27 protein-coding genes are annotated in these 24,072 nt (G+C 38.3%); 21 read left to right on the top strand and 6 right to left on the bottom strand.

The window, feature by feature from the left end:
- The first annotated feature begins 67 nt into the window (after nucleotides 1-67).
- Nucleotides 68-739 carry a DUF421 domain-containing protein gene (locus JNUCC25_RS14520; protein WP_029322477.1) on the top strand — a complete coding sequence of 224 codons (672 nt, stop codon included), beginning with the start codon at nucleotides 68-70 and terminating at the stop codon, nucleotides 737-739.
- A 28-nt stretch (nucleotides 740-767) separates the two neighbouring features.
- Here JNUCC25_RS14520 and JNUCC25_RS14515 read toward each other — a convergent pair whose 3' ends face one another.
- The 3 genes from JNUCC25_RS14515 to corA all read right to left on the bottom strand — a co-directional run bounded on the left by JNUCC25_RS14515 (nucleotide 768) and on the right by corA (nucleotide 4,271).
- Nucleotides 768-1,502, bottom strand: a complete 735-nt coding sequence (locus JNUCC25_RS14515) for a polysaccharide deacetylase family protein (protein ID WP_029322475.1) — start codon at nucleotides 1,500-1,502, stop codon at nucleotides 768-770.
- Nucleotides 1,503-1,585: 83 nt separating this feature from the next.
- Entirely contained in the window at nucleotides 1,586-2,863 is a 1,278-nt protein-coding gene (locus tag JNUCC25_RS14510; RefSeq protein ID WP_057273431.1) for a polyamine aminopropyltransferase, read from the bottom strand.
- 445 nt (nucleotides 2,864-3,308) lie between these two features.
- Nucleotides 3,309-4,271: a magnesium/cobalt transporter CorA gene (gene corA / locus JNUCC25_RS14505; protein ID WP_013057582.1), complete on the bottom strand. Its 963-nt coding sequence runs from the start codon at nucleotides 4,269-4,271 to the stop codon at nucleotides 3,309-3,311.
- A gap of 130 nt (nucleotides 4,272-4,401) precedes the next feature.
- Here corA and JNUCC25_RS14500 point away from each other — a divergent pair, with 130 nt between their 5' ends.
- From JNUCC25_RS14500 to JNUCC25_RS14435, 14 genes are all read left to right on the top strand, one after another.
- Nucleotides 4,402-5,277 carry an STAS domain-containing protein gene (locus JNUCC25_RS14500; RefSeq protein WP_454222032.1) on the top strand — a complete coding sequence of 292 codons (876 nt, stop codon included), beginning with the start codon at nucleotides 4,402-4,404 and terminating at the stop codon, nucleotides 5,275-5,277.
- 219 nt (nucleotides 5,278-5,496) lie between these two features.
- Nucleotides 5,497-6,567, top strand: a complete 1,071-nt coding sequence (gene ssuD, locus JNUCC25_RS14495; protein WP_013057580.1) for an FMNH2-dependent alkanesulfonate monooxygenase — start codon at nucleotides 5,497-5,499, stop codon at nucleotides 6,565-6,567.
- Between the two features lie 121 nt (nucleotides 6,568-6,688).
- Nucleotides 6,689-7,462, top strand: a complete 774-nt coding sequence (locus tag JNUCC25_RS14490) for an alpha/beta hydrolase (RefSeq protein ID WP_013057579.1) — start codon at nucleotides 6,689-6,691, stop codon at nucleotides 7,460-7,462.
- A gap of 79 nt (nucleotides 7,463-7,541) precedes the next feature.
- On the top strand, nucleotides 7,542-7,742 hold the full coding sequence (locus tag JNUCC25_RS14485; RefSeq protein WP_013057578.1) for a DUF6501 family protein: 201 nt from the start codon (nucleotides 7,542-7,544) through the stop codon (nucleotides 7,740-7,742).
- Nucleotides 7,743-8,019: 277 nt separating this feature from the next.
- Nucleotides 8,020-8,259, top strand: coding sequence for a YiaA/YiaB family inner membrane protein (locus JNUCC25_RS14480; RefSeq protein WP_013057577.1), 240 nt, complete (start codon nucleotides 8,020-8,022; stop codon nucleotides 8,257-8,259).
- 125 nt (nucleotides 8,260-8,384) lie between these two features.
- Nucleotides 8,385-8,906, top strand: coding sequence for a hypothetical protein (locus tag JNUCC25_RS14475; RefSeq protein ID WP_057273417.1), 522 nt, complete (start codon nucleotides 8,385-8,387; stop codon nucleotides 8,904-8,906).
- A gap of 109 nt (nucleotides 8,907-9,015) precedes the next feature.
- Complete coding sequence (locus JNUCC25_RS14470; RefSeq protein WP_013057575.1) at nucleotides 9,016-9,234, top strand: spore germination protein; 219 nt, start codon at nucleotides 9,016-9,018, stop codon at nucleotides 9,232-9,234.
- Between the two features lie 397 nt (nucleotides 9,235-9,631).
- The gene (locus tag JNUCC25_RS14465) at nucleotides 9,632-9,973 is read left to right on the top strand and encodes a DUF1033 family protein (protein ID WP_013057574.1); all 342 of its coding nucleotides are present in this window, start codon (nucleotides 9,632-9,634) and stop codon (nucleotides 9,971-9,973) included.
- 97 nt (nucleotides 9,974-10,070) lie between these two features.
- The gene (gene sigY / locus JNUCC25_RS14460) at nucleotides 10,071-10,601 is read left to right on the top strand and encodes an RNA polymerase sigma factor SigY (protein ID WP_013057572.1); all 531 of its coding nucleotides are present in this window, start codon (nucleotides 10,071-10,073) and stop codon (nucleotides 10,599-10,601) included.
- Entirely contained in the window at nucleotides 10,598-10,918 is a 321-nt protein-coding gene (locus JNUCC25_RS14455; RefSeq protein ID WP_013057571.1) for a YxlC family protein, read from the top strand. The genes sigY and JNUCC25_RS14455 overlap by 4 nt, the downstream gene beginning before the upstream one ends.
- On the top strand, nucleotides 10,918-11,118 hold the full coding sequence (locus tag JNUCC25_RS14450) for a hypothetical protein (protein WP_013057570.1): 201 nt from the start codon (nucleotides 10,918-10,920) through the stop codon (nucleotides 11,116-11,118). Before JNUCC25_RS14455 ends, JNUCC25_RS14450 begins: the two co-directional genes overlap by 1 nt.
- A complete protein-coding gene (locus JNUCC25_RS14445) occupies nucleotides 11,119-11,310 on the top strand; it encodes a PLD nuclease N-terminal domain-containing protein (RefSeq protein WP_013057569.1) in 192 nt (63 codons plus the stop codon).
- 12 nt (nucleotides 11,311-11,322) lie between these two features.
- Nucleotides 11,323-12,213 carry an ABC transporter ATP-binding protein gene (locus tag JNUCC25_RS14440; RefSeq protein WP_013057568.1) on the top strand — a complete coding sequence of 297 codons (891 nt, stop codon included), beginning with the start codon at nucleotides 11,323-11,325 and terminating at the stop codon, nucleotides 12,211-12,213.
- The gene (locus JNUCC25_RS14435; RefSeq protein WP_013057567.1) at nucleotides 12,210-12,986 is read left to right on the top strand and encodes an ABC transporter permease; all 777 of its coding nucleotides are present in this window, start codon (nucleotides 12,210-12,212) and stop codon (nucleotides 12,984-12,986) included. Before JNUCC25_RS14440 ends, JNUCC25_RS14435 begins: the two co-directional genes overlap by 4 nt.
- Before the next feature lie 27 nt (nucleotides 12,987-13,013).
- Here the strand turns inward: JNUCC25_RS14435 and JNUCC25_RS14430 are convergent, their stop codons facing one another.
- Nucleotides 13,014-13,817 carry a lipid II flippase Amj family protein gene (locus tag JNUCC25_RS14430; protein ID WP_013057566.1) on the bottom strand — a complete coding sequence of 268 codons (804 nt, stop codon included), beginning with the start codon at nucleotides 13,815-13,817 and terminating at the stop codon, nucleotides 13,014-13,016.
- A gap of 108 nt (nucleotides 13,818-13,925) precedes the next feature.
- Nucleotides 13,926-14,072, bottom strand: a complete 147-nt coding sequence (locus tag JNUCC25_RS14425; protein ID WP_014459567.1) for a hypothetical protein — start codon at nucleotides 14,070-14,072, stop codon at nucleotides 13,926-13,928.
- 252 nt (nucleotides 14,073-14,324) lie between these two features.
- On the opposite strand from JNUCC25_RS14425, the gene JNUCC25_RS14420 reads away from it, so the two are divergent.
- Nucleotides 14,325-14,972, top strand: coding sequence for a VC0807 family protein (locus tag JNUCC25_RS14420; protein WP_029322461.1), 648 nt, complete (start codon nucleotides 14,325-14,327; stop codon nucleotides 14,970-14,972).
- A gap of 133 nt (nucleotides 14,973-15,105) precedes the next feature.
- Nucleotides 15,106-15,378, top strand: a complete 273-nt coding sequence (locus JNUCC25_RS14415) for a hypothetical protein (RefSeq protein WP_223260190.1) — start codon at nucleotides 15,106-15,108, stop codon at nucleotides 15,376-15,378.
- A 59-nt stretch (nucleotides 15,379-15,437) separates the two neighbouring features.
- On the opposite strand, the gene JNUCC25_RS14410 is transcribed toward JNUCC25_RS14415, so the two are convergent.
- Nucleotides 15,438-17,138, bottom strand: a complete 1,701-nt coding sequence (locus tag JNUCC25_RS14410; protein WP_029322459.1) for an L-lactate permease — start codon at nucleotides 17,136-17,138, stop codon at nucleotides 15,438-15,440.
- Between the two features lie 382 nt (nucleotides 17,139-17,520).
- On the opposite strand from JNUCC25_RS14410, the gene JNUCC25_RS14405 reads away from it, so the two are divergent.
- From JNUCC25_RS14405 to JNUCC25_RS14390, 4 genes are all read left to right on the top strand, one after another.
- Nucleotides 17,521-18,846, top strand: coding sequence for an FAD-binding oxidoreductase (locus tag JNUCC25_RS14405; RefSeq protein ID WP_029322457.1), 1,326 nt, complete (start codon nucleotides 17,521-17,523; stop codon nucleotides 18,844-18,846).
- Nucleotides 18,847-20,208 (top strand): (Fe-S)-binding protein, encoded by a 1,362-nt coding sequence (locus tag JNUCC25_RS14400; RefSeq protein WP_029322455.1) that lies wholly within the window; start codon nucleotides 18,847-18,849, stop codon nucleotides 20,206-20,208. It abuts the gene before it with no gap.
- Nucleotides 20,192-21,643, top strand: a complete 1,452-nt coding sequence (locus JNUCC25_RS14395; protein ID WP_029322453.1) for an FAD-linked oxidase C-terminal domain-containing protein — start codon at nucleotides 20,192-20,194, stop codon at nucleotides 21,641-21,643. Before JNUCC25_RS14400 ends, JNUCC25_RS14395 begins: the two co-directional genes overlap by 17 nt.
- Nucleotides 21,644-21,814: 171 nt before the next feature.
- Complete coding sequence (locus JNUCC25_RS14390) at nucleotides 21,815-23,992, top strand: malate synthase G (protein WP_063671903.1); 2,178 nt, start codon at nucleotides 21,815-21,817, stop codon at nucleotides 23,990-23,992.
- Nucleotides 23,993-24,072: the final 80 nt, after the last annotated feature.

Below are 24,072 nucleotides of genomic sequence, written 5' to 3'. Positions count from 1 at the left end.
GGTTTATCACTCTCACATATGATACAAACTGATACTATAACATGCTTGCTATAGAGGAAGGGTATCAATGTATAAAGATATTGCGATTGAACTGATATGTGGATTTTTAGCGCTATTTATTATGCTGAAGCTTTTAGGTAAGACACAGTTTGCTCAAATCACTCCGTTTGACTTTATTACAACGCTTGTCCTGGGAAATATTGTGGGGGATGCAGCTCTTGAAAAAGGAGTAGAGTTAACTGAAATTCTTTATAGCGTTTTGATTTGGGGGCTTCTGATCTACACAGTGACAAAGCTATCTCAAACCTTTACAGGGTTTAGAGGAATTCTTGAAGGAAAGCCTTCAATGATTATTTATAAAGGGAAAATCCTTTATAAAGAGCTTAAGAAAAACAACTTGGACTTGAATCAGCTTCAGCATCTAATGAGACAGCAAGGGTATTTTTCACTGTATGAAGCAGAATACGTCATTTTAGAAACAAATGGAGAGGTGAGCGTCGCTCCTAAACACGAATTCGGCCCTCCAACGAAAAATGATTTAAACATCCCTTATTCTCAAACCAATTTACCTATTGCTTTAATCATGGATGGAAAAGTAGTGCCTGGTAATTTGAAAGAAGCAAACGTAGATGAAAAATGGTTAAAAAAACAGCTTGCAATCAAGAAAATTAAAAAATACAGCGAAGTTTTTTATGCTGAATGGCAGCAAGAGCGAGGACTGGAAATAACAAAATTCTAAAAACCCTTTCCTTTTAAGGAAAGGGTTTTTAGCTTTCTTTTAATAGCTTAGCAAAATCTTCAATCGTTGTAGAATACGTGACGTACAGACGAGGAATAAGATAGTTTTCATTCTTTTGTCCGCTTTCAGTAAAAAATTTTGGAATGGTTGAAAGACCAAATGTATAATTTTTTTTTGTTTCTTCCACTACGCGGCTATTGACCTTTCCATAGGGGTAAGCAACAGCAATAACGGGCTGGCTCGTAATGGCTTCAATTTTTCGTTTTGAATCAGCTAGCTCATAGGATAAATTTTTCGTCTTAGTTAAATCCGGATGAGTAGCGGTATGAGACTGAATAGAAAAAAATCCTGAATCAACAAATTTTTTTAAATCGGCTGGCGACAAACGGTTGGGACGGCCGATAAAATCTGAAATCACAAAAATTGTAGCCGCTGGATGAAATTGAGGGCTGGCTGCTCTTTGAAAAATAGGCAAGATAGTAAGATTATTTTTATATCCATCGTCAAATGTAATAAATATAGGTTTTTTCACACGCTTTAGTTCCTGCCATTTTTCAAATGTTAGCGGCGTATATCCTTGCTTTTTAAGATAAAGAAGTTGTTTCTCAAAATTTTCAGGCGTCACATACAGTTCTTTTTCCCCATGGCCTGTGTAGGCATCAATAGAATGGTAAATCAGGACAGGCACTTTCACTTGGCTAAAAGCGGGGGAAGGGAAAATAACAGTTAGCACTAAGATAACAAAAACCGAAATTTTTCTCATAACAATCCTTTCTGTTGCACAGTGGTGACGAGACTGTTTTAGTATGTCAAAAGAAAAGGAATGTATAAGCCAAGCTTTCTTTTTTACAAATATAAGCCTTCTTTTTTAAATATTTTATGCAGAACCAAGTGCTCAGCAGAGTTCACAACTGCAAACTGTTTTTTAGAAAGAGAATGGGGAGAAAAACGCATTAACTTAGTAAAGTCTGATGGCAGCGTAGTATATAAAATATCAGTAGAGAGTATAGGGGCAGACAAAGGTGTTTTCGAGCCGATGTGAAAACCCCAATCTCCAAAAGAAGGAATAATGGTGTGGTAGCTCAACGTATAAAACTGAGAAGCTTTCATCGTCTTATTAATGCTCCAAAAAACGATAGGTGTGTCTCTAGGAGAATTTGACTGACATACGACCAAGCCGCTGCGCGATAGTGAACGTTGGAGAAGTGCGTAAAATTCTTTTGTATAAAGAGCACTTATTTTTTTGTTGGTAGGATCAGGAAAGTCAATAATGATGATGTCATAACACGCTGAATTCAAAGAGAGGTAGTCAACAGCATCTTGAATATGAACGGTGACACGAGAATCTTCAAATGAGCGTTGATTTAACTTCTTTAATTCTTCTACATTCATCGCAGCATTTACAACGTCAGCATCTATTTCCACAAGGTCTATTTCTTTAACTTCTTTATATTTAAGGACTTCTCGTAAAGCTAAACCATCTCCACCCCCTAGAATAAGAATGCGGTGAGGACGTAAGGAAGCTGCAAAGATAGGGTGGACAAGAGCTTCATGGTACGCATGTTCATCCAATGAACTAAATTGCAGCTGTTCATCCAAATACATTCGAATATCAGATGCTTTAATCAGCTGAATATCTTGAATACGGTTTTTTTGATGAAACAAAATGTCATGCTGGCCTGATAAGAGTTGCTTTAGACTAACGTGATCTGAGTCATCTCCACGATTGAGAAGACGAGTGCTTTCAGCATGCTGACGATTTTTTGTTGGAGTTTCGGCGTGTTGAATTCCGCGAGAAATCGAATACACAACAGCTTTTTTTGAAGCTAATTGCTTGAGTAACGCATAACCAATTTCAATTATTTCTTTGTCTCCGCACGTATAAAAATCTAATGAAGCGTAGTTTTCCTCCGGCCACGTATGAATAGACAAGTGAGAGGTAGCTAATACGAGAATGCCTGTAATGCCTTGGGGCGTAAACTGGTGAAAATAACAGTGCAAAACTTCCATCTCTGCATCTAGTGCAGCTTCAACAAGAATTCTTCTTAAAAGTGAGGGGTCGTTTAATATCACTTCATCGCATTCGAACGCATCCATTAGCAAGTGTTTGCCTTTAATATCCACTACTTCAGCCTCCTTTTTGAGCATTATTTTCACTATCTTATGAAACTTTTTAGAAAAAGGAAACGTAAGCACGTTATTTTATGGATATTTTCGGGAAATAACTAGTTATCTTCTCGTAGAAAAGAAGCTGGGACAGACGTATTTTCGTTGAAGGAAGATCCAAACAATCAATCGAGATTCTTAACGGAGAATTCAACTCGTTCGGATTTTTTCATTATGATGGTGAACGTAGATTTACCGTATGTAATAGCTGTTAATTGGAGGGCAAGGCGAAGACTCCTGCGGGCAAAGCGGAACAGGTGAGACCCCTCAGGAGCGTAAGCAACAAGGAGGCTCATCGGCCGCCCGCGGAAAACGAAGTCTTGCGCGGAAATTGACAGCACTAGCTCACTTACCCAATTTGTTCGTCTTTACATTGGATTAATTTCGTTATGTCTCAACCTTTCTACTCTTTATCAGTATTAAACCAGCCTTTTCGCTTGAACCATAGAATTAATCCAAGCGTTATCAGTCCCATGAAGCCAAGCACAAAGAAATAGCCATAGTGCCACTTTAGCTCAGGCATATTTTCAAAATTCATTCCGTATACGCCAACGATAAAGGTAAGGGGAATAAAGATAGATGAAATAACAGTCAGTGTCATCATGATTGAATTCATCCGGTTTGAATTAAGAGAAAGATAATTATCGCGCATATCAGACGTCATTTCCCGATTTGATTCAATCATATCGGCTAATTTTAATAAGTGGTCATAGACATCTTTAAAATACCTTTTTTGTTCAGGATGAACATCTAAGCGTTCAGAATTTATAACACGGTACAATAAATCGCGCATAGGCAAAATGGTTCTTCTGATTTTCAGCAAATCACTTCGAAGTTTGAATACATCTTCCATTAAAACAGAGATGGATTTTTTTGCATCTATGTTTTCTATATCATTCAGCTCATCTTCAATCTGATATACAGTGGGGAAATATTCATCTACCACTTTATCCATCACAGAATACGCAAGATAGCTTATCCCTTTTTCTTGAATCGAAGGTGTATGAAGCAGCTTTTCCCATACTTTATCAATTGCAGCTGACGGGTGAAAATGAAAAGTAACCATATAATTTTCGCCGATAAAAAGGTCAACTTCCTCAGCTTCTAACGTTTGACGATTTAACGAATGAAGGACAAAAAAACTGTATCCTTCATAATAATCGAGTTTTGGACGCTGCAGAAAATGAAAGCAATCTTCAATCGCTAACGGATGAAAGTGAAAGGATGATTGAAGCAGCAGCGCTTCTTCTTCAGAAGGGCAGTTAAAGTCAATCCAATAGTACTGAATAGAGGGGTCGTGAATCTGATCTAATTGTATATGTTTCACAAGTTTGTCATCGTTCTTAAGAGCTAACGTTCGTATCATTTAAAAACTCCTTTGTGTTTTTATAGCTATTTTCAATGTAGCATAAAATCATAAACTACACGTATTTTAAAAAATAATTTTCTTTCTTCTCTTTTTATAAAACTAGTAAGGGTGAAAAAGTTAAATTATAATGATAGTAGTAGCTCGTATGGAAAGGGGAATCGTTTTGAATAAAAATGAAGCACTTCGAATGTTTTTTTTAAAACATGCAGATCAACTGACGGAAGAATGGTATGAAAGCATTGAAGACAATGACCCAGAATCGGTTTATGCATCTACTCATCCGGAAGTCATTTCAGTATTAAAAGATCAAAATAATGAATTTCATTTATACATAGCCGATGTATTTATAAAAAATGAAAAAGAATTTTTTGATTCATTTGAAACGTGGATTTTAAAGATTGCGGAAGACGGAGAGCATGTAAGAACACCTATTCATTATATTATTCGAGAATTTTTCCGAGTTAGAAAACAGTATTTAACGTATTTAAATCAATTTGTAGAAGAGTGCGAGCAAGATATTACGCAAGAAGAACTAGATGAATGGAACGAATTGATTGTACGCGTGTTTGATATCACCGTTTATAAATTTGTAGAAGAGCACCATCAGCATTCAAAGCGGTTGCTTGAAGCACACAAAGAACTGATTAATGAGCTGAGTTCGCCAGTTATTCCACTAAGCGATCATATTGCGATTCTTCCGCTTGTTGGGGACATCGACACAGCAAGAGCGCGCCGAATTTTAGAAAATACGTTAACTCGCTGCGCTGAACAGCAAGTGAATCACCTTTATATTGATATTTCAGGAGTAGTTATTGTTGATACGATGGTTGCTCATCAGATTTTCCAGCTGATTGATGCATTAAAATTAATAGGTGTAGAATCAACTATCTCTGGGGTACGTCCTGAAATCGCAATTACCGCTTCTCATTTAGGTTTATCGTTTGAAAATATATCAATAAAATCAACCCTTGCTAACGCGATGGCTTCACGTATGAGGAAATAGAGCAAACAAGAATTACTTTTAATTCTTGTTTTTTTATCCTAATTCATACTTGACATATAGGTTAAAGAGGTATTATGATTTTACTAATTTAATAAATAAAAAGAGTAGTATTACATACGCTAATATAAAAATGCATCTCTGTAATTAGCGGACAAGAATTGAACAAACAACATGAAAACGCTTTATATAGAATACGAGAATATTTAGGAGGAAATAGAAATGAACATCTTATGGTTTTTCCCTACAGCAGGCGACGGACATTATCTAGGCACAACCGAAGGAAGCAGAACAAGCGACATTCACTACTTAAAGCAAATCGCACATGGACTGGATTATCTAGGATATGACGGCGCTTTGTTGCCTACTGGTTCAAATTGTGAAGATTCATGGGTGATTGCGTCGGCACTTGCTTCCGTTACGAATCGACTGAAGTTTTTAATTGCACTTCGCCCGGGTGTAATGTCGCCAACACTTTCAGCACGGATGGCTTCGACATTCGATCAAATGTCAAACGGCCGACTTATGTTAAATATTGTGACGGGAGGAGATCCCGTGGAGCAAGCAACGTACGGTAACTATTTAAGCCACGATAAACGCTATGAGTTAACAGATGAATTTTTAACGATTTGGCGAGATGTAATGGAAGGAAAAAAAGTCGACTACAAAGGAGAACATGTTGATGTAACAGGCGCGTACATTCCATCGCCTCCTGTCCAAAAACCGTATCCTCCGCTGTACTTTGGCGGGTCTTCTCCAGCAGGAAAAGAAGTAGGAGCAAAGCATGCAGATGTATATTTGTTATGGGGAGAACCGCCCGCAGTGATTAAAACAAAAATTGATGAGATGAAAGAAAAAGCTGCAAACGAAGGTAGGGACATTCGCTTTGGTATTCGCCTGCACGTTATTGTAAGAGAATCGGAAGACGAAGCGTGGGAATCTGCAGATAAATTAATTAAACATGTTGATGATGATACGATCAAAGCGTTTCAAGATAAGTTTGCGTCATTTGACTCCATTGCCCAAAAAACACAGTCAAGTTTGCACAGCGGCACAAAAGATCGAGGGGCACTGGAGATTGCTCCGAATCTATGGGCGGGAATTGGCTTAGCACGAGAAGGTGCTGGAACTGCTCTTGTTGGAAGTCCTGAAATTGTAGCGGATCGTTTAAAAGAGTACAAAGAGCTAGGAATAGATACATTTATTTTATCAGGCTACCCGCATCTAGAAGAAGCATATACGTTTGCTGAGCTAGTATTTCCACATATTCAAAAAGAACGAAGCAAGAGATAATTCTTGCTTCGTTCTTTTTGAATCGTAAAAAATTAAATACCCCAGTTGACTTATAGGAATTATAGGTGTATTATAAAGATAGTTCATTTAGTCAGAAAATTTGTGATAAAGGGTGAAGAAAATGGAACGTTATGACGTAATTCAAGGCGCAGAATCTTTTTATTATAAAGGCAACGACATTGGTATACTTGTTTCTCATGGATTTATGGGGACTCCTCAAAGTATGGAATATATCGGAAAAGAATTAGCTGAAAAAGGTTTTACTGTGTACGGTTTGCGACTAACGGGACATGGTACTCACTACTATGATATTGAACAAACAACGTACCAGGAATGGAAGCAAGACTTTTTAAATGGGTATCAGCGTTTGAAGCAAGAATGCCGTCATGTATTTATCTTAGGTCAGTCCATGGGAGGCACTCTTACCTTTCATACAGCGAGTCAAGGACTAGATCTTGACGGAGTTATTGCAATCAATCCGGCTATGACGTCCATTCCTTCAATGGAGCCTTATCGTTCTCGTCATACGCCTCGTTATTTAAAAGAAGAGCATCCTGATATTAAAGATCCAAACGTACATGAAATTACGTATGATAAAGTACCAGTGCGTTCTATGCGTGAGCTGCTTTCTTTAATGGATGAAACGAAAGAACGCTTATCTTATGTAACGTGCCCGGCTTTAGTACTAACATCAACAGTTGATAACGTAGTACCGCCTGAGAATTCAGCTTATATCTTAAACCATATTCAATCAGCAGAAAAAAGACAGCACATGCTTCGAAACTCTTACCATGTTGCGTCGATGGATTTTGATAAAGACACAATTGTTGCACAAACAGCACAGTTTGTACAAGCAACAGTTGCCAAAAAAAAAGTGCATGAGCGAATTTTTTAATTTTTAAATTCGCTCCGTTTCTTTTTTACTTCAAGTAAGATAAAATGAATCTTGAATGAAAACAAAGGAGTGTACATACATGATTCATTTAGAATGGAACGATCGTCCAACAATTAAACAAGTAAAATGCATACATACAGATGCAAAAAAATTCGTGGTTGAAAATGTCTTAACAGCAGGAAAAACATATGATGTGAAAAACGAAACAGAAGAGTTTTATTTTGTTGTTGATAACACTGGCCAAGTCGGCGGCTTTTATAAAGAATACTTTGAAGGCTAAACAAAAAATCATCGTCTCGGCGATGATTTTTTTATTGCAATAATTACCTGGAGCTTCTCTTAATGAAAACGAATGAACATACTTTTAAAGAGAAATTCCATATATCTAATCATTTCGAAAAAAGCTTTACGATAAAAATAAGATGTAAGACCTAAATTCTTCCGTTTCTTGTTCTGATTAAAAGGGTAACTGACTATAAATACCCATGACAACAATTATTTTACAATGTAAAATGAAAGCGACGCTTAACAGAAAAAGGAAAAGAGGGGGTCATACGATGAAAAAGCGTAATACAGCAGCTTTTACATTTTTAGCATGGACAGCTTTTATTACAGCACTATTAGCTATGTTTATAGGAATTTATACCTTAGATGCATCATTACCGGTAAAAGGTTATTATGCCGTTGGAACATTATACTTAACGATGTCTGCTTTTGTGCTTCAAAAAACCATTCGTGATAACGAAGAAGATACGGCGCACGAACGCAAATATGACAAAGCAGAAGAAGAATTGTAGAGCTAAAAAAGAGCATTTTTCTAGCTCCTTGAAAAACATCCCCATTTTTGGGAGATGTTTTTTTATATAAAAAAACAGGGAACTTGTCACTCCATGTCGTATTAATAAAGAAGGAGGCGATTGAATTGACACAACTAATGATTAATAACGTAAATTTTCACGTTGATATGTTTGAAGAAAAAATGATTACTGATGCGAATACAGGTGAAGAGTTGAAAAGGCTAAACTTTTCTTTTTCGGTTGTAGGCAAAGCAGCTTATGATAAATATGATGCATTTTTTGAGGATCCGTATTTTGAAGTAACAAATATGGAGACAAAAGAAACGCTAACACTAAAAAACATTTCGCACAGCACATTTTATCAGTCACCTGAAATTACAGATCATACAAATATTGTTTTCAGGGTGAAGCTGCAGCAAGAACCTGTTAAAGCAAAAGAACAAGTGAAAAATGAACAGCCAACAGAGAGCACAGTAAACGAAATGCTTTTATCTAGAATAAAGTTTAAGGCTCTTGTCGAATTACTTGAAGAAAAAGGACTTCTAACAGAGAAGGAATTGTATACTAAAATTGAAGAAGTAGCAGAACGAGATTTTGATATTCTAAGAGATGAATTAAGTCATTCTAAAAAAGAGGTAAAAGCGTAAAAATACCCCATTCTGCAGGGGGATTTTTTATTTATATCCATTAATTTATAACCCTTTTGATAAATCGTTCATATATTACATCACGATGAAAATAAAAAGGGTGAGGATAATGCCGATTGTTATTAATCATGTAGTGATTCCAAACGTTACAGGAGGAGTCGTTACGTTTGGCGACACGTACTATGTTTCTCCAAAAAGTAACAGTAAAACTGCACAAGGTTCGGGCTCTTCAAATACAGGAATTTGTGTAAATACAAATTCGGGACTTTCTAATACAAATACGCTCGATCCGGATGGTTCTGACCAAACCGGCTTTGGAAACGGCTAAGGAAAGAGATATTTTACTCTTCTTTCTACACGCCTTTTCAGTATTCGTTTTATCCGCATTTTATGCCTTCATTTGCACGTCCAATTGGATTTGTCGTGTCACCTGATGGAGCAATGGACAACTGGTGGGGGAAAAAACCATATTGGTGGGGAAAAATTACGCCTTCAGCGGGCGTTTTTCCTCCCGTTACCCAGTACTATACGGGTAATTTAGTTCCTTATAGTTTAAGGAGCTATTATTAATATGAAAAAGAAGTTCAGATTAAGCTACCTTGTTGGCGTCTATTTCCTGAAAATAGGCGTTTTTTTCCGTTTTACTTGATTCAAAGTTATTTTTGCTGAATAATAAGGAAAAGAGAATTTTTAGAAGTAAGCTGTACGTAAGGAGATGTTCAATCATGACAGATAAATGGAGAGTTCATAAAATAAAAAGTGATTGTGAACCTTGGCTGTTTTTAGAAGGCTGGGAAAAAGATATTATTGAAACCATTGAATTTGAAAAAAAAGAAGAAGCGCTTCGCTACTACGCGATGATGATTTATGAATTTCATCAAAAATACGCGAGCGTGCGAAGTGATGAACTAGCGCTCTTTAGCTTTTGGAACGAAGGCGAAAAGGAATTTTGCGAGGCCTGTGATGATGATCTTCAAATCTTCCACGGTGTTTTATTCGCTAAAAACGATGAAGTCTATTCATTAGAAGAAGATGAAGAAGGATTAAAAATGCTTCGTACTAAATAAAAACGTCCTGCGGGGCGTTTTTTTTATATAAAAAATGAACGATTTCAATCGCTAAAGCGTCATATAGGTGATGAAACAAAAAGGAGGGGTGACCGCTTTGGAACAAGATGATTTCATCCTTGTCCAAAAAGCATTACAAGGTGATGATGATGCCTTTTCATTATTATTTCAGCGCTATCATTCATTTTTATATAAATACCTTTTAAAGCTGACATTAGATGAGGACTTATGCAGTGAATTGTGTCAGGAAGCAATGATGAAGTGTTACGTGAATCTTTCTTCATACAAAAATGAAGCAAAGTTTTCGACTTGGATGATATCCATTGCTTCAAGACTTTACATGGATTATTTGCGGAAGCAAAAACGTGAAAAAAGCAGTCTCCAGCGAATAAAGCAGTCTTTATCGCACCAGCTTCAGTGGAAAGCTAAATACAAAGGAGTGGAATGGAGCGAGATGTTTTCCGATTTTAATGAACTCGATTCGCGCTTTCGAATTCCTGTCTTGCTTCGACATTATTACGGATATACATACGATGAGATTGCCCATATGCTGAATATGCGAGCAGGAACGGTCAAATCAAGAGTAAATAAAGGAGTAAACATACTGAGAAAGGAGTGGAAAGAATGAGAGAAGAAAATGACAATCAGTCCTTACATTCTTTAAAAAAAGATTGGGAGCAGCTAGAGAGTTTAGCAAGTCATGAACGTATTTCTCTTCATGCAATTCAAGAACAGCTTCTCATTCAAAAACAAAAGCAGAAAAAAGCTTTCCGGAAAGAGTTATGCTTATTTACATTAACAGCACTTGTTATTTTAACGGTAATGGCAACTGCTATTTTACAAATACCTGCCTTATTTATCGCCATTGAAGTAATTGGGATCATTGTTGCTCCTATTTCTTTTATCGTTTTTCACTATAAACGAAAAAAGGAGATGTTTTTATAATGAATGAAAAATGGATTCTTGTGCTGTTTATTTCACCATTTCTCCTTCTTCAAAGCTTTCTACTTTTTATCAATGCAAAAAAACGCGGCGCTCATCCATGGTTTTGGGGAATATGGGGACTGATTCAAATTCCAATGCCAACGCTGTTTTATTGGTTTTTTATTATTTGGCTTCCAGCACGAAGAAAAAGGGGGATGTAAATGAAGGACATTAATTGGTTGTTAATTGCTCCAATTCTATTCTTACAATTGCTTTTAATGATTCCAGCATTGATAAGCTGCATAAAGCAAGAAGAGACAAACGGGCCAAAATGGTTATGGGGACTCATCATTTTATGTGTAAGTACAGTTGGCCCCGTTTTATATTTTGTTTTAGGACGTAAAAAACAGTGAGGTGGAGCTAAGATGTTTATGCAAGTAGAAAGACTGACAAAAGCGTATCGTAATATAACTGTTGTGAATAACCTTTCATTTAATCTCGACAAAGGAAAATGTGCAGCGTTGTTAGGCCCTAATGGTGCAGGTAAGACGACTACTTTGCATATGATTGCAGGTCTTACTGCACCTAATAAAGGGAAAATTTCTTTTGAAGATAAACAACATCAAGACGTACGATCATTTATTGGCTTTCTGCCACAGCATCCTACGTTTTTTAATTGGATGACGCCTCAGCAGTATTTAACTTTTTTAGGTCTTTTATCTAACATTTCAAAAAATGTGCTTTCCCAACGAATAGATGAAGTACTTGAAACTGTAGGTTTAAAAGGAAAGGAAAAGCAGAAAATTGCTGGCTTTTCTGGAGGAATGAAACAACGTTTGGGCTTGGCGCAAGCCTTGTTACATAAACCTGAACTGCTAATTCTAGATGAACCGGTTTCGGCTTTGGATCCTGAAGGCAGAAAAGATGTCCTAATGATTATCGAAACATTAAAAAAAGATACAACCATCCTTTTTTCAACTCACATTTTGCATGATGCAGAACAAATATGCGATAACATTATCATGATTAAAAACGGACGTATGAAATGGAATGGAACAAAGAGTTCGCTGCGCCAAGAGTTTACGGCTCCTGCTTTTACGATTGAAACAGAAGAAAGGCTCCCTGCATCACTTAGCAGTCTGCCAAGTGAACAGGTGCTGTTTCATTCTCCTTATAAAGCCACTGTAGGTGTAAAAGATACATCTCAGCAGCAGCAACTGCTTCAACTGCTTGTTGATCAACAAGCAAACCTTGTTTTATTTGAACGAAAACAGCATTCTCTCGAAGATGTGTATCTAGAGGTGATGAACAAATGAACACATTTGGAGTCTTATTTAAAAAGGAACTGCATGAATTATTTGCGAACGGCAAAGGAATTTGGCTGCCAATTTCTCTAATTTTACTAGGCATCACACAGCCTTTAACGAATTATTATATGCCACAAATCATTAACATGGCAGGGAATTTACCAAAAGGAGCAATTATTCAACTTCCTACGCCCACCGGTCAAGAAGTAATGCAAGGTGTCCTTTCACAATATAGCACAATAGGAACCTTACTGATTGTACTAGCAAGCATGAATATGATTTCAAATGAACGACAAAATCATGCTGCTGTACTTGTTATGATGAGACCGGTGAGCATCATTCAATACATTATGAGTAAATGGGCTGCGCAAATCGTACTGGTCATTGGCTCAACGTTTATAAGCTATATAGCAGCATGGTATTATACAAATCTTTTATTTTCATATGTGGATTGGACTCATATGCTAGTTAGCTTTCTTTTATACAGTCTGTGGCTGATTTTTATCTTGTCCGTTTTAGTGGCAGCTGGAACATTCCTTTTACAAAGCGGAGGGATTGCTGGAGTAAGCATTTTGATCATTGCGTTACTTTCATTTTTGAGTACTTTGTTTACGAATCAATTAAAGTGGAGTCCTGCAGCACTGTCACAATACGCCGCTCGTCTGCTTGAACAATTGCACTGGTCACAAAGTTTCACCTATACCGTAGTTGTTACGTTAATGAGCAGTTTTTTTCTTTTAATTGCTGCTGTTCATAGATACAAAAAAGTGGAATATGTATAAAAAGACTTCGTTAACGAAGTCTTTTTTCTAAGGGATTAATTTGCAAATCCATGCAATATAAAGAGCAGCGGGGACTAAGAGAATCTGGGCACACACTGTCCCGCACAAACGAGAGATGACGAGTGTACCAACCATTTTGTTCATAGATTGCTTAGTGGATTCACCTTTCATTACCTTTTCAGTTAAAATGGCTACTTGCGGATCTACAAACACAGCAAGGGTAATCATCGCTAGTCCGTTAATAAGGCCAGACGACATCAGAATTGATTTAGAAAGAGTAGGCTCGAGCGTAGAAGCATAAAGAGTGGAAAGAACACCTACTGTATAAATGGTCGTAGCCATTAAATTCAAAAGAAGCAACCGCTTGGGCACTCCGCCTATTCGCAGCTGAGACAGCATAATCCACCTAGGACGCTTCACGTGTTTTTTTGCTTTCTCAAGCGTATGTATGGAAGCAATATTTTTCATCATTTTGGGTACAGATCCCGCTACTTCTAAGTGTGAAATCATTCGAGAGAAGATTGATACAAAGCTAGGAATTAAAAGAGCACCTGCGATTGTCCCAATAGAGGCCGCGAGCAAGATAGTTTGAAGCTGATGAAGCAGAACGGGCAAATCTTCTTTAGACTGAACCGCATCTCCTAATTTGCCGGTCAGCGGAGCTTGCACCATATTAGCTGTTCTTGAAACAATGACAATGATATTAAAAAGAGATAGAGCCACGACTAGCTTCCGAGTTTTCAAGCCCGCAAGTCTCACAGAGTAGGCTAGTGTTTCAATCATGTGAATAATTCCTACAAATACACAAATAATAAGTAATTTTTCTATCATAATAAGCAAGTTCCTTTCTTTGATACATGCACTTCCTTATTATGTATAAATTTGGTTCATTTGTAAATAAAAAGCCGCTTGCTACTCTTGGTAGCAAGCGGCTTTTTATTATCGATGCTGGTTAATATCACGCAGTATATCTTTGCTAGCCTGATAATCTTTTTCTCGTTCTTTTTCCACCTGTAGACGTTTGTCTAGTTTACGGCTATATTCAGCATACCCCACGCCGTGAGAAAGCTGCATGGCCTTTTCCATTTCTGACGTGTACGTTAGGTGAAGTGCGATAATGAATCAATCCTTTCAGCATTTTTCACTTGTGGCACATGTATTGCTGCTCAAGTGTTTGGATGTTTATGATTCTTGAAGTCTTTCTAGAAATCGTTTTCCCTGTCGCTCTGGATCTAAACATCAAATGATTAAAATTTCATAACATTCCAGGTAAAAGCCTTTTTTTCTTGCGTAGTATCCCATATAATAGCAGGAACAACGTTTTTAAAGGAGTTATATATGAACAATACAAAACGAGTATGGTTTGATTTACTTTTTTATATCGCTATTCCTTACCTAATATGGAACCAAGGAAAAGACATTATTGGTGATTACTATGCCATTTTGCTTTCAACAGCACCAGCGTTTGTGTATACCATTTATACATTTATTAAAGATCGCCAGTTTAACGTAACAGGATTGTTTATTGTCATTACGCTGCTGGCACGTACCATTATTGATTTAATTTCAGGAAACGCAGCAACGATGTTAAACAATCAAGTATACTTTATGATTGGACTGGCTGTAGTTGTCCTTTTTACCATTGTGATAAAAAAGCCAATTGGTTTGTACTTTTTTGTAGATACGGCTTACTTAATGGGCTATAAGCGAGAAGACTCTCTAAAACTCTTCCACCAGCCTGATTTATTCAAAATGATGAACTGGCTTACAGTACTGTTCGCAGGTCGCTACGTATTTTTAGCAATTGTAAAATACGTATTGATTCAAAAGTACGGAGTAGAAGGGTACGGGAACATGATTGTATTCCGTCAGGCCGTTACGTGGGCATTCTCCATTTTAATTGCTGTCTACACGTATTTTATCTATAAAAAAATTCAAGATAAAACAGGGATTGATAATCCAATGAATCCAAATGTAAATGAATAAAAAAGAAGCGTGCGTTTAACTAACGTACGCTTTTTTGTTACAAAACAGTGAACAGTGCTCGAAACACTAACATCTTATTTAAAATTAATAGTAAAATAACGCTATTAAAAACGGGATGAAAGTAGGTCAAGAAATGAAACTATTATTAGCATGTCAAAAGCAGCCTTATCGGATTTTAGAAATGATTATGGTGTTTTTCACTTTAATTTTTGTTGTACTGTCGTTTTTCGATTACCGTCAGCTGTTTTTTCTTGTGTTTACCCTTGGAATTGTATTTGCTATTCGAGCGTTTGAAATGCAAGAAGGAGAGAAAAAGACTCAAGGAAACATCTGGCTGCTTGTTGGTGTTGTGATGATTTTGCTAGATATAGTTTTATTTGTTGTATATGCCATTAATCGATCTTAAATAAAACAAAAAAAGCTTCCGTTCAGAGGGGTACCTCTAGATACGGAAGCTTTTTTTGTTTAAGGAATCATCCACGATAATACATTAGATTGTAAAAATGTTAATACGCAGACAATCAGCAGTAAAAATAAGCTGTGCTTCACCGTGAAACGAAACAAATCGGACTCTTTTCCCGCCAACCCGACCGCAGCACAGGCAACGGCGATGGACTGCGGTGAAATCATTTTACCGGTTACTCCACCAGAAGAGTTTGCTGCAAGCGCAAGAAGCGGGTCCATTCCAATAGACGTAGCCGTGATTTTTTGCAAGTTGCCGAATAATAAGTTGGCTGAAGTATCTGATCCTGTAATAAAAACACCGAGCCAGCCGAGTACAGGAGAGAAAAAGGGAAATAACGCGCCTGTTTTAGCTAACAGCAGTCCTAAGGTTGTACTCATTCCAGACGCATTTGTCACGTAAGCAAATGCCACAACGGACATAATGGTAAGCAGTGGCAGCGCTAATTCTTTGCACGTCTCGTTAAACGTAATGAACCAGTCTTTCCAAGAGATGTTGACGATAAATTTTGTGACAACAGCAGACAACAGGATAGCTGTGCCCGCAGCGCCTAATAATTCTAACTTATACACTGCCGCAATCGGTTCTCCATTTCCATTTAAAATTAAATTATTTAACCAAGGTACTTCTGGCATAAACGTTAAATAATGTCCGATGGAATTGATAGCGCTCAAAAAAGCGTTAGCTCCTTCATAATGTCCTGTCAAAGCGGTTTTAATTTGAGGAATTCCCCATATAGAAATAAAGATCGTTAAAATTAAAAAAGGTGACCACGCCTTTGCAATTTGAGCCCCCGTGAATGCGGGTTGATCTTGAGTTTCTCTTGGCTCAGCTGAAGCGGAAGCTACTTCATGTGCTGCTTTTTCAGATTGAAAGCGAAACGTTGTTTTCGGTTTCCAGAATTTTAAGAAAATAGCGAGTGCAAAAAGTGAAACGAGTGCCGATAAAATATCGGGAAGTTCAGGTCCTAAAAAGTTAGAGCTGACAAACTGGGTAAGGGCAAAAGAGACGCCGGATACTAGAATAGCAGGGAGTACTTCTAATGTTTTCTTAAATCCTGCCATTACAAAAACCAAATACAGCGGAATAAATACAGAAATAAAAGGAAGCTGGCGGCCTACCATTTTAGAGATTTCCATTGCCGCTACTCCAGTAGGACCTTCCATAGCCGTAATAGGAATACCGATTGCACCAAAAGCAACGGGTGCTGTGTTTGCTAATAAACATAAGCCAGCGGCATATAGTGGATTAAATCCTAAACCTACCAGCAGAGCTGCTGAAATAGCAACAGGTGCGCCGAAACCAGCGGCCCCTTCAAGAAAAGCCCCAAACGAAAAAGCAACCAACAAAGCTTGAAGTCTGCGATCTTCTGTAATAGATACGACAGAGGTACGAATAATATCAAACTGACCGGTTTTTACGGTTAGTTTGTAAAGAAAAACGGACGTAATGATAATCCATCCAATCGGCAGTATACCGTATACGGCTCCTTGACTGGCTGACATAAAAGCCATGCTAGCCGGCATTTTATAAGCAAGTATTGCAACAGCAAGCGCGACCAGTAAAGTTGTAACTCCAGCCATATAACCTTTCATTCGTTTAATAGCCAGAGCCCAAAAGAAGTAAAGAATAGGAATCAAAGCGATTAATGAAGACCAAATGACGCTGTTTCCTACAGGAGTGAACTGCTGTGTCCATGTCATAACTAACACCTCATTTTCAAATTAGTGAACTATAAATTTAGTAAAACGAAACCATTAAAACTACGATGATAAGGTCATCTGATGACTTATGTAAAAATGAATTCGCTTACATTATATTCTAATCCTTTTATGATAGGCAAGTACTAAAAGAAACTTTTTTTCAAAAGAACGGACATTTTTTTGTTGATAAGAAGAAAATATTGGTTGAAAATCCCAAGAATAGGTGATTTAATGATTGTAAGCGCTTAAAATATATCTTTTCATCTATTCTACTAATTATCCTTCTTATTAATCTACTACTTTCAGTCGTATTACACATGGCACTTCTTTATGTTACTAGTGAAACGTTGTTTGCTATTACAAAACGAGAGGAGTCAATTTATTGAGTACGTTAGAGCTTCCAGGTCATTTAAAATCCATTTTATCTCATCCTTCCACACTTGAAGAACAGCATATGAATCAATTCCTTGGAAATAACGGAGCGCTTCGTGTTAAGCCAACTTCAGAACAAGAAATAGCAGCCGTTTTAAAGTATGCGACGGAACACGGAAAAAAAGTCGTCATTGAAGGGAGTGGTACAAAAAAGGGATTTGGCGGACTTATAGATACAGCAGACCTTTTGCTTTCGCTGACTGAATACAGCGGAATTGTTGAACATACAGTAGGTGATATGACGGTTACTGTAAAAGCTGGTACGCCGTTTGGAGAGCTGCAAACGTATTTAAAAACGCACAATCAGCAAGTTTCACTTGATCCAGCTCTAGGAGACTACGCTACAATCGGCGGAGTTATAGCAGCGAATGAAAGTGGTCCAAAGCGCTTGTCTTATGGATCAGCTCGAGATGCAGTAATCGGTATGAGAGTCGTATATTCAGATGGAACCATTGTTCGTTCAGGGGGAAAAGTCGTCAAGAACGTGGCTGGTTATGATATGAATAAGCTGTTTATTGGTTCAATGGGAACGCTCGGCGTTATATCCGAAATAACGTTAAAGCTGCGTCCGCTGCCTAAGTATCAAAGCATTGTCTTTATTTCTTTTTCAACAGGCAATATCGAAGAAATTCATGCGTTTGTTAGCAAAGTCTTAGATTCAATTATAGAGCCCGTTGCTTTGGAATTATTAAATGCCTCTCTAGCTGAAGATGTAATAGGGCAGCATCTGTTTACGCTTGTGATCAGCTTTGAAGACGTGGAAAGTTCCGTACATTATCAAGAGAATTATATCAAAAGCATTCAGCCTGCTGATACAATTTTAAAAATACTGCAGGAAAAAGAAGCCGAGGTATTTTGGGGGTTTTTTAGTAACATTAGTCCAAATGGTGCACGTTGTTCTTCAGAAGAAGAAACGGAAGCCACTTTAAAAGTCGGCGTACCAAATATGAATGTACTGGATGTGATAACTAAAAGTACGGTGTTAAAAACGTCCCGTCCAATGCTGATAAAAGCACATGGAGGAGTTGGACATGGTCTTTGTTCGATCTACATAAAAGGCTCAGAAGATGCCATTCTTTCCGTTATTACTTCATTTACTGAAACTGCTAAAACGTACGGAGGATATGTGGTCGTTAAACATTTGCCTTTTATACTGCGCCAAAAAGTAAATGTATGGGGCGAAGAACCTTCTCACTTTCCGTTACTAGCAGGAATTAAAGCAAAGATGGACGCTAAAAACGTGCTTAACTATAAACGATTTATAGGAGGAATCTAAGTGAATTCAGCGAAAGCGGATATCAAAGATGCTCCATGTCAAAGCGTTAGCAATTATTTGTGGAAAGACGCGCCAGACGAAAAAAAATGGGCGGATTGTGTACACTGCGGAATGTGCTTGGAGTCTTGTCCTACTTATGAAATAACGGGGCAAGAACAGCATTCACCAAGAGGACGCGTGCACCTTATCAAATCGGTAGCAGAAGGGAAAATAAGCGTCAATGAGCAGTTTACAGACCCTGTGTTTGCCTGTTTGGACTGCCGTGCCTGTACAACTGCTTGCCCTGCAAATGTAGACGTTGGCGGACTCATTGAAGAAGCTCGCGGCCAAATTCGTCAGGCGATGCCTTTGACCGGCTGGAAAGGGATGATCAGCAAATTTTTTCTTAAGGAACTTTTTCCTCATTCCCACCGCTTGGAAGCTGCAGGAAGCTTATTAAAGCTGTATCAAAAAAGCGGAATGCAAAAAATGGTGCGCGCAACAGGCATGTTAAATATGATGCCAACACATCTATCAGAAATGGAATATGTAATGCCTAAGATTACCCGTTCTGTTCGGAAAAAATATAAAAAGAAACGCGTTCTAAAAGCAAAAGCAGAAAAAAAAGCAGAAGTTGCTTTTTTAACTGGCTGCATCATGGACGTCATGTTCAGTGATATTAATGAAGCGACTCTTAATGTATTAAGAAGAAACGGAAACGACGTTGTTATTCCTCAGTCTCAGACTTGCTGTGGTGCTTTGCACGTTCATGCAGGAGACAGAGACATGGGAAGGAAGCTTGCAAAAAAAAATATAGAGGCGTTTCAACATGCGGACACTATTATTGTAAACGCTGCGGGATGCGGCTGCATGTTAAAAGAGTATCCTGAACTGTTTAGAGAAGAAGAGCAAGAGTGGCTTGAAAAAGCCGAAGTCTTTGCTGAAAAAGTCCAGGATATTTCAAAATACCTTCACGATACGGGATATCGCCCTCCGCAGACAAAGCTGAATACGCGCATTACGTATCACGACGCTTGCCATTTAGCTCATGGCCAAGGAGTTAGAGAAGAACCAAGAGATATTTTACTCTCTATTCCCGGAGTTGAAATGGTTCATATGGCTAATGCCGACCGGTGCTGTGGAAGTGCAGGAATTTATAATTTAACAAATCCTGATATGGCGGGAGCTGTGCTTCAAAGTAAAATGGAACATGTGCCTCATGACGTAGAAATGATTTCAATGGGAAACCCGGGCTGCATGCTGCAGATGGCAGTAGGAGTAAAAAAATATGGACGAAGTCAGCAGATTGTTCACACGGTACAGCTTTTGGAGTGGGCCTATCAAAAAGAAGAGGAGGAAGCACATCGTGTTGAAGAAAAATAGAATAAAAGATCTTCACGTAAAAAATCTTTCTCAACTAGTAGACCCTCATTCTATTTTGCATCATAAAGAAGATTTGCTTGCGTACGACTGCGATGGCTTTACCATTCATAGACATTTGCCTAAAGCGGTGTTATTTCCTCAAAATACGAAAGAAGTTTCTAGCATTGTTAAATACTGCAATGAACATGATTTGCCTTTTCTTGCAAGAGGAGCAGGCACAGGACTGAGCGGGGGAGCGATTCCTCTTAATAACGAAGTGGTTATTAGTTTAGTGAAAATGAAGCGCCTTCTTAGCGTCGACTATGAAAACAGGCGTGCCGTTGTAGAGCCGGGATTTATTAATCTTAAATTAACCAATTCAATCTCTGAAAAAGGATATTATTATGCACCGGATCCTTCGAGTCAGTATTGCTGCACAATTGGTGGAAATGTAGCGGAAAATGCAGGAGGGGCACACTGTCTTAAATATGGGGTAACTACCAACCATATTTTAGGGTTAGAGGTGGTGCTTCCAAATGGAGATGTAATTGAGCTTGGCAAGCAAGGTATTCCAGACGAACCGGGATATGATCTATTAGGACTTTTAACAGGATCAGAAGGGACGTTAGGAATCGTTACAAAAATTACGGTACGCATTTTGAAAAACCCCGAAGCAAAACAAACGGTTCTTGCCTATTTCGACCGCGTAGAAGACGGCAGCCAAGCGGTATCAGACATTATATCAGCCGGCATTGTGCCTGCTGCGCTTGAAATGATGGATAAAACCGCCATTGAAGGAGTGGAAGCTGCTGCGTTTCCAGTCGGACACCCTAGAGATATTGAAGCTCTTTTATTAATTGAAGTAGACGGCATTTCAGACGGTATCGAAGAGCAAATCCTTCGTATTTTAGACGTATGTAAAAAACAAAACGTACGGGAAGTGAAAGTAGCTGAAAGTGAAGAAGAGCGCGCGAGGTGGTGGGCAAATCGTAAGACAGGATTTGGAGCGATGGGAGCTATATCCCCTGACTATCTCGTACAAGACGGCGTTATTCCAAGAAGTAAACTGCCTCAAGTGCTGAAGCGAATTAACAAAATTAGCGAAGAATCTGGCCTTCGCATTGCCAATATTTTTCACGCCGGAGATGGGAACTTGCATCCGCTTGTATTATTTGATGCTAGAAAGCCCGGGGAAACTGAAAAAGCACTCGACGCCGGAAGCGCATGTTTGCAAGTATGTGCAGAAGCAGGAGGAACGATTACCGGCGAACACGGCGTGGGCATTGAAAAAAAAGAAGAAATGCGATTTGTTTTCAATGAAGATGAAATTCAAGCACAAACGAATATACGAGAAGTATTTAATCCTAAAAATCTATTAAATGCAGGAAAGCTGTTTCCAAGTCCGAGCCGCTGCGCTGAAGTCAAAAAAGAAATGAAAAAAATAGAATATTTTTAGAAAATTCTTGAAAATATATTCGGTCGATGATATGATTTTTTTAACAAAAATAAAACGCTGTTTCGTAATAAGAAACAGTACCGCATATGTTCGTCTTAATCATTTTGGCAAAAAGAAATGAAAGCGCGTCCAAATTTAAAAATGTAAAAGAGTAAGAGGAGGAAACAGACGGTGACAAACTACAAACAAGTTGGAAATCTAAAAGTAGCTCCAGTTCTCTATCAATTTATCAATGAGGAAGCTCTTCCGGGCAGCGGCCTAAGTACAGAAAATTTTTGGTCTGATTTTGAAGCGTTAGTAACCGAGTTAACACCCGTAAATAAACGTTTGTTAGAAAAGCGTGATCAACTGCAAGCTCAAATTAATGCGTGGCATCAAGAAAATCCTGACGGTGACTTTAACGAATACAAATCGTTTTTAACGAGAATTGGCTATTTAGAAGACAAGACAGAAGATTTCCTTATTGGTACAGAAGGAGTAGACAGCGAAATTGCCTATCAGGCAGGACCGCAGCTTGTTGTACCTGTAAATAATGCCCGGTATGCTATTAACGCTGCTAATGCACGTTGGGGAAGTCTCTATGATGCTCTTTACGGCACTGATGCAATCAGTGAAGAAAATGGAGCTTCGCGCACGAGTTCTTATAATCCAATTCGAGGAGAAAAAGTTATTGCGTTTGCGAAGAATTTTCTTGATGAAGTTGTTCCGCTCGTTCAGTCTTCTCATGCGGAAGTGGTTCAGTACAGCCTTGAAAATGGAAAGCTTGTCGCTCAATTAAACGATGGCAGTTTAACCGAATTACAGGAAGAAGAGAAATTTGTAGGGTATCAAGGGGAAGAAGAAAGCCCTGATGCTCTTTTATTCAAAAACAACGGGCTGCATTTTGAAGTTCAAATTGATCGTACGGATTCGATTGGTAAAACAGACGATGCGGGTGTAAAAGATATTTTAATGGAAGCAGCTCTTACGACGATTATGGACTGTGAAGATTCAGTAGCGGCAGTAGACGCAGAAGATAAAGTAGATGTTTACCGCAACTGGCTGGGATTAATGAAAGGTGATTTGACGTCTACTTTTAAAAAAGGAAGTCAAAACATAACAAGGCGTTTAAATCCAGACCGTACCTATATTTCTCCCGGCAAGAAAAAGATTTCACTGTCTGGCCGTTCGCTTATGTTTGTTCGAAACGTTGGGCATTTAATGACAAACAGCGCTGTTTTAGATCGAAATGGCAACGAAATCTATGAAGGTATTTTAGACAGCGTGATTACTAGTTTAATTGCCAAACACACCTTGCTTAAAAACGGCACGTATCAAAATTCTAAAAAGAGTTCTATCTATATCGTTAAACCGAAAATGCACGGCTCCAAAGAAGTAGCTTTTGCCAACACGTTATTTAATTCAATTGAAGATATGCTAGGGCTTGAGCGTCATACGATTAAAATTGGCGTAATGGACGAAGAGCGCCGCACGACGCTTAATTTAAAAGCGTGTATCAAAGAAGTAAAAGACCGAGTGGCTTTTATTAATACTGGATTCTTGGATCGAACAGGTGACGAAATTCATACCTCAATGGAAGCGGGCGCTGTTATCCGTAAAAATGATATGAAAGCGTCTAGATGGCTTCAAGGCTACGAGCAGTCTAATGTAAATGTAGGATTAGCAAGCGGATTCCAAGGCCGCGCTCAAATCGGAAAAGGAATGTGGGCAATGCCGGATATGATGGCGGAAATGCTTAAACAAAAAGTGGGGCATTTAAAAGCAGGAGCGAATACGGCATGGGTACCTTCACCAACAGCAGCAACGCTTCATGCTCTTCACTATCATCAAATTGATGTAAGAGATGTTCAAAACGAATTGCTTACTCAGTCTACTGATTTACAAGATGACATTTTGCAAATTCCTGTGGCAGAAAAACCAAATTGGAGCAAAGATGAAATTCAGCAGGAGCTCGACAACAATGCTCAAGGAATACTTGGGTATGTAGTGAGATGGGTCGACCAAGGAGTAGGGTGCTCAAAAGTACCGGATATTAATAATGTAGGGCTAATGGAAGACCGGGCAACGCTTCGTATTTCCAGTCAGCACGTAGCTAACTGGCTTCATCATGGAATTTGTACAAAAGAACAAGTAACGGAAACGCTAAAGCGAATGGCAAAAGTAGTGGATCAACAAAATGAAAATGATCCTCTGTATCAGCCAATGGCATCGAACTACAGCACATCCATTGCTTTTCAGGCAGCCTGCGATTTAGTATTTCAAGGCTATGATCAGCCAAACGGTTATACGGAGCCAATTTTACACCGTCGCCGTATCGAAGCAAAGGCAAAAGCAGCTATAAAACAGTAAAAAAATGGCCTGTCAGCATAGAGATGGCAGGCTGTACTTGCATCTCAAGAATCTGACTATCTACTATCCTTATTAAAATC

Source organism: Priestia sp. JNUCC 25 (assembly GCF_053667915.1).
This window is presented reverse-complemented; position numbering and strand designations above follow the sequence as displayed.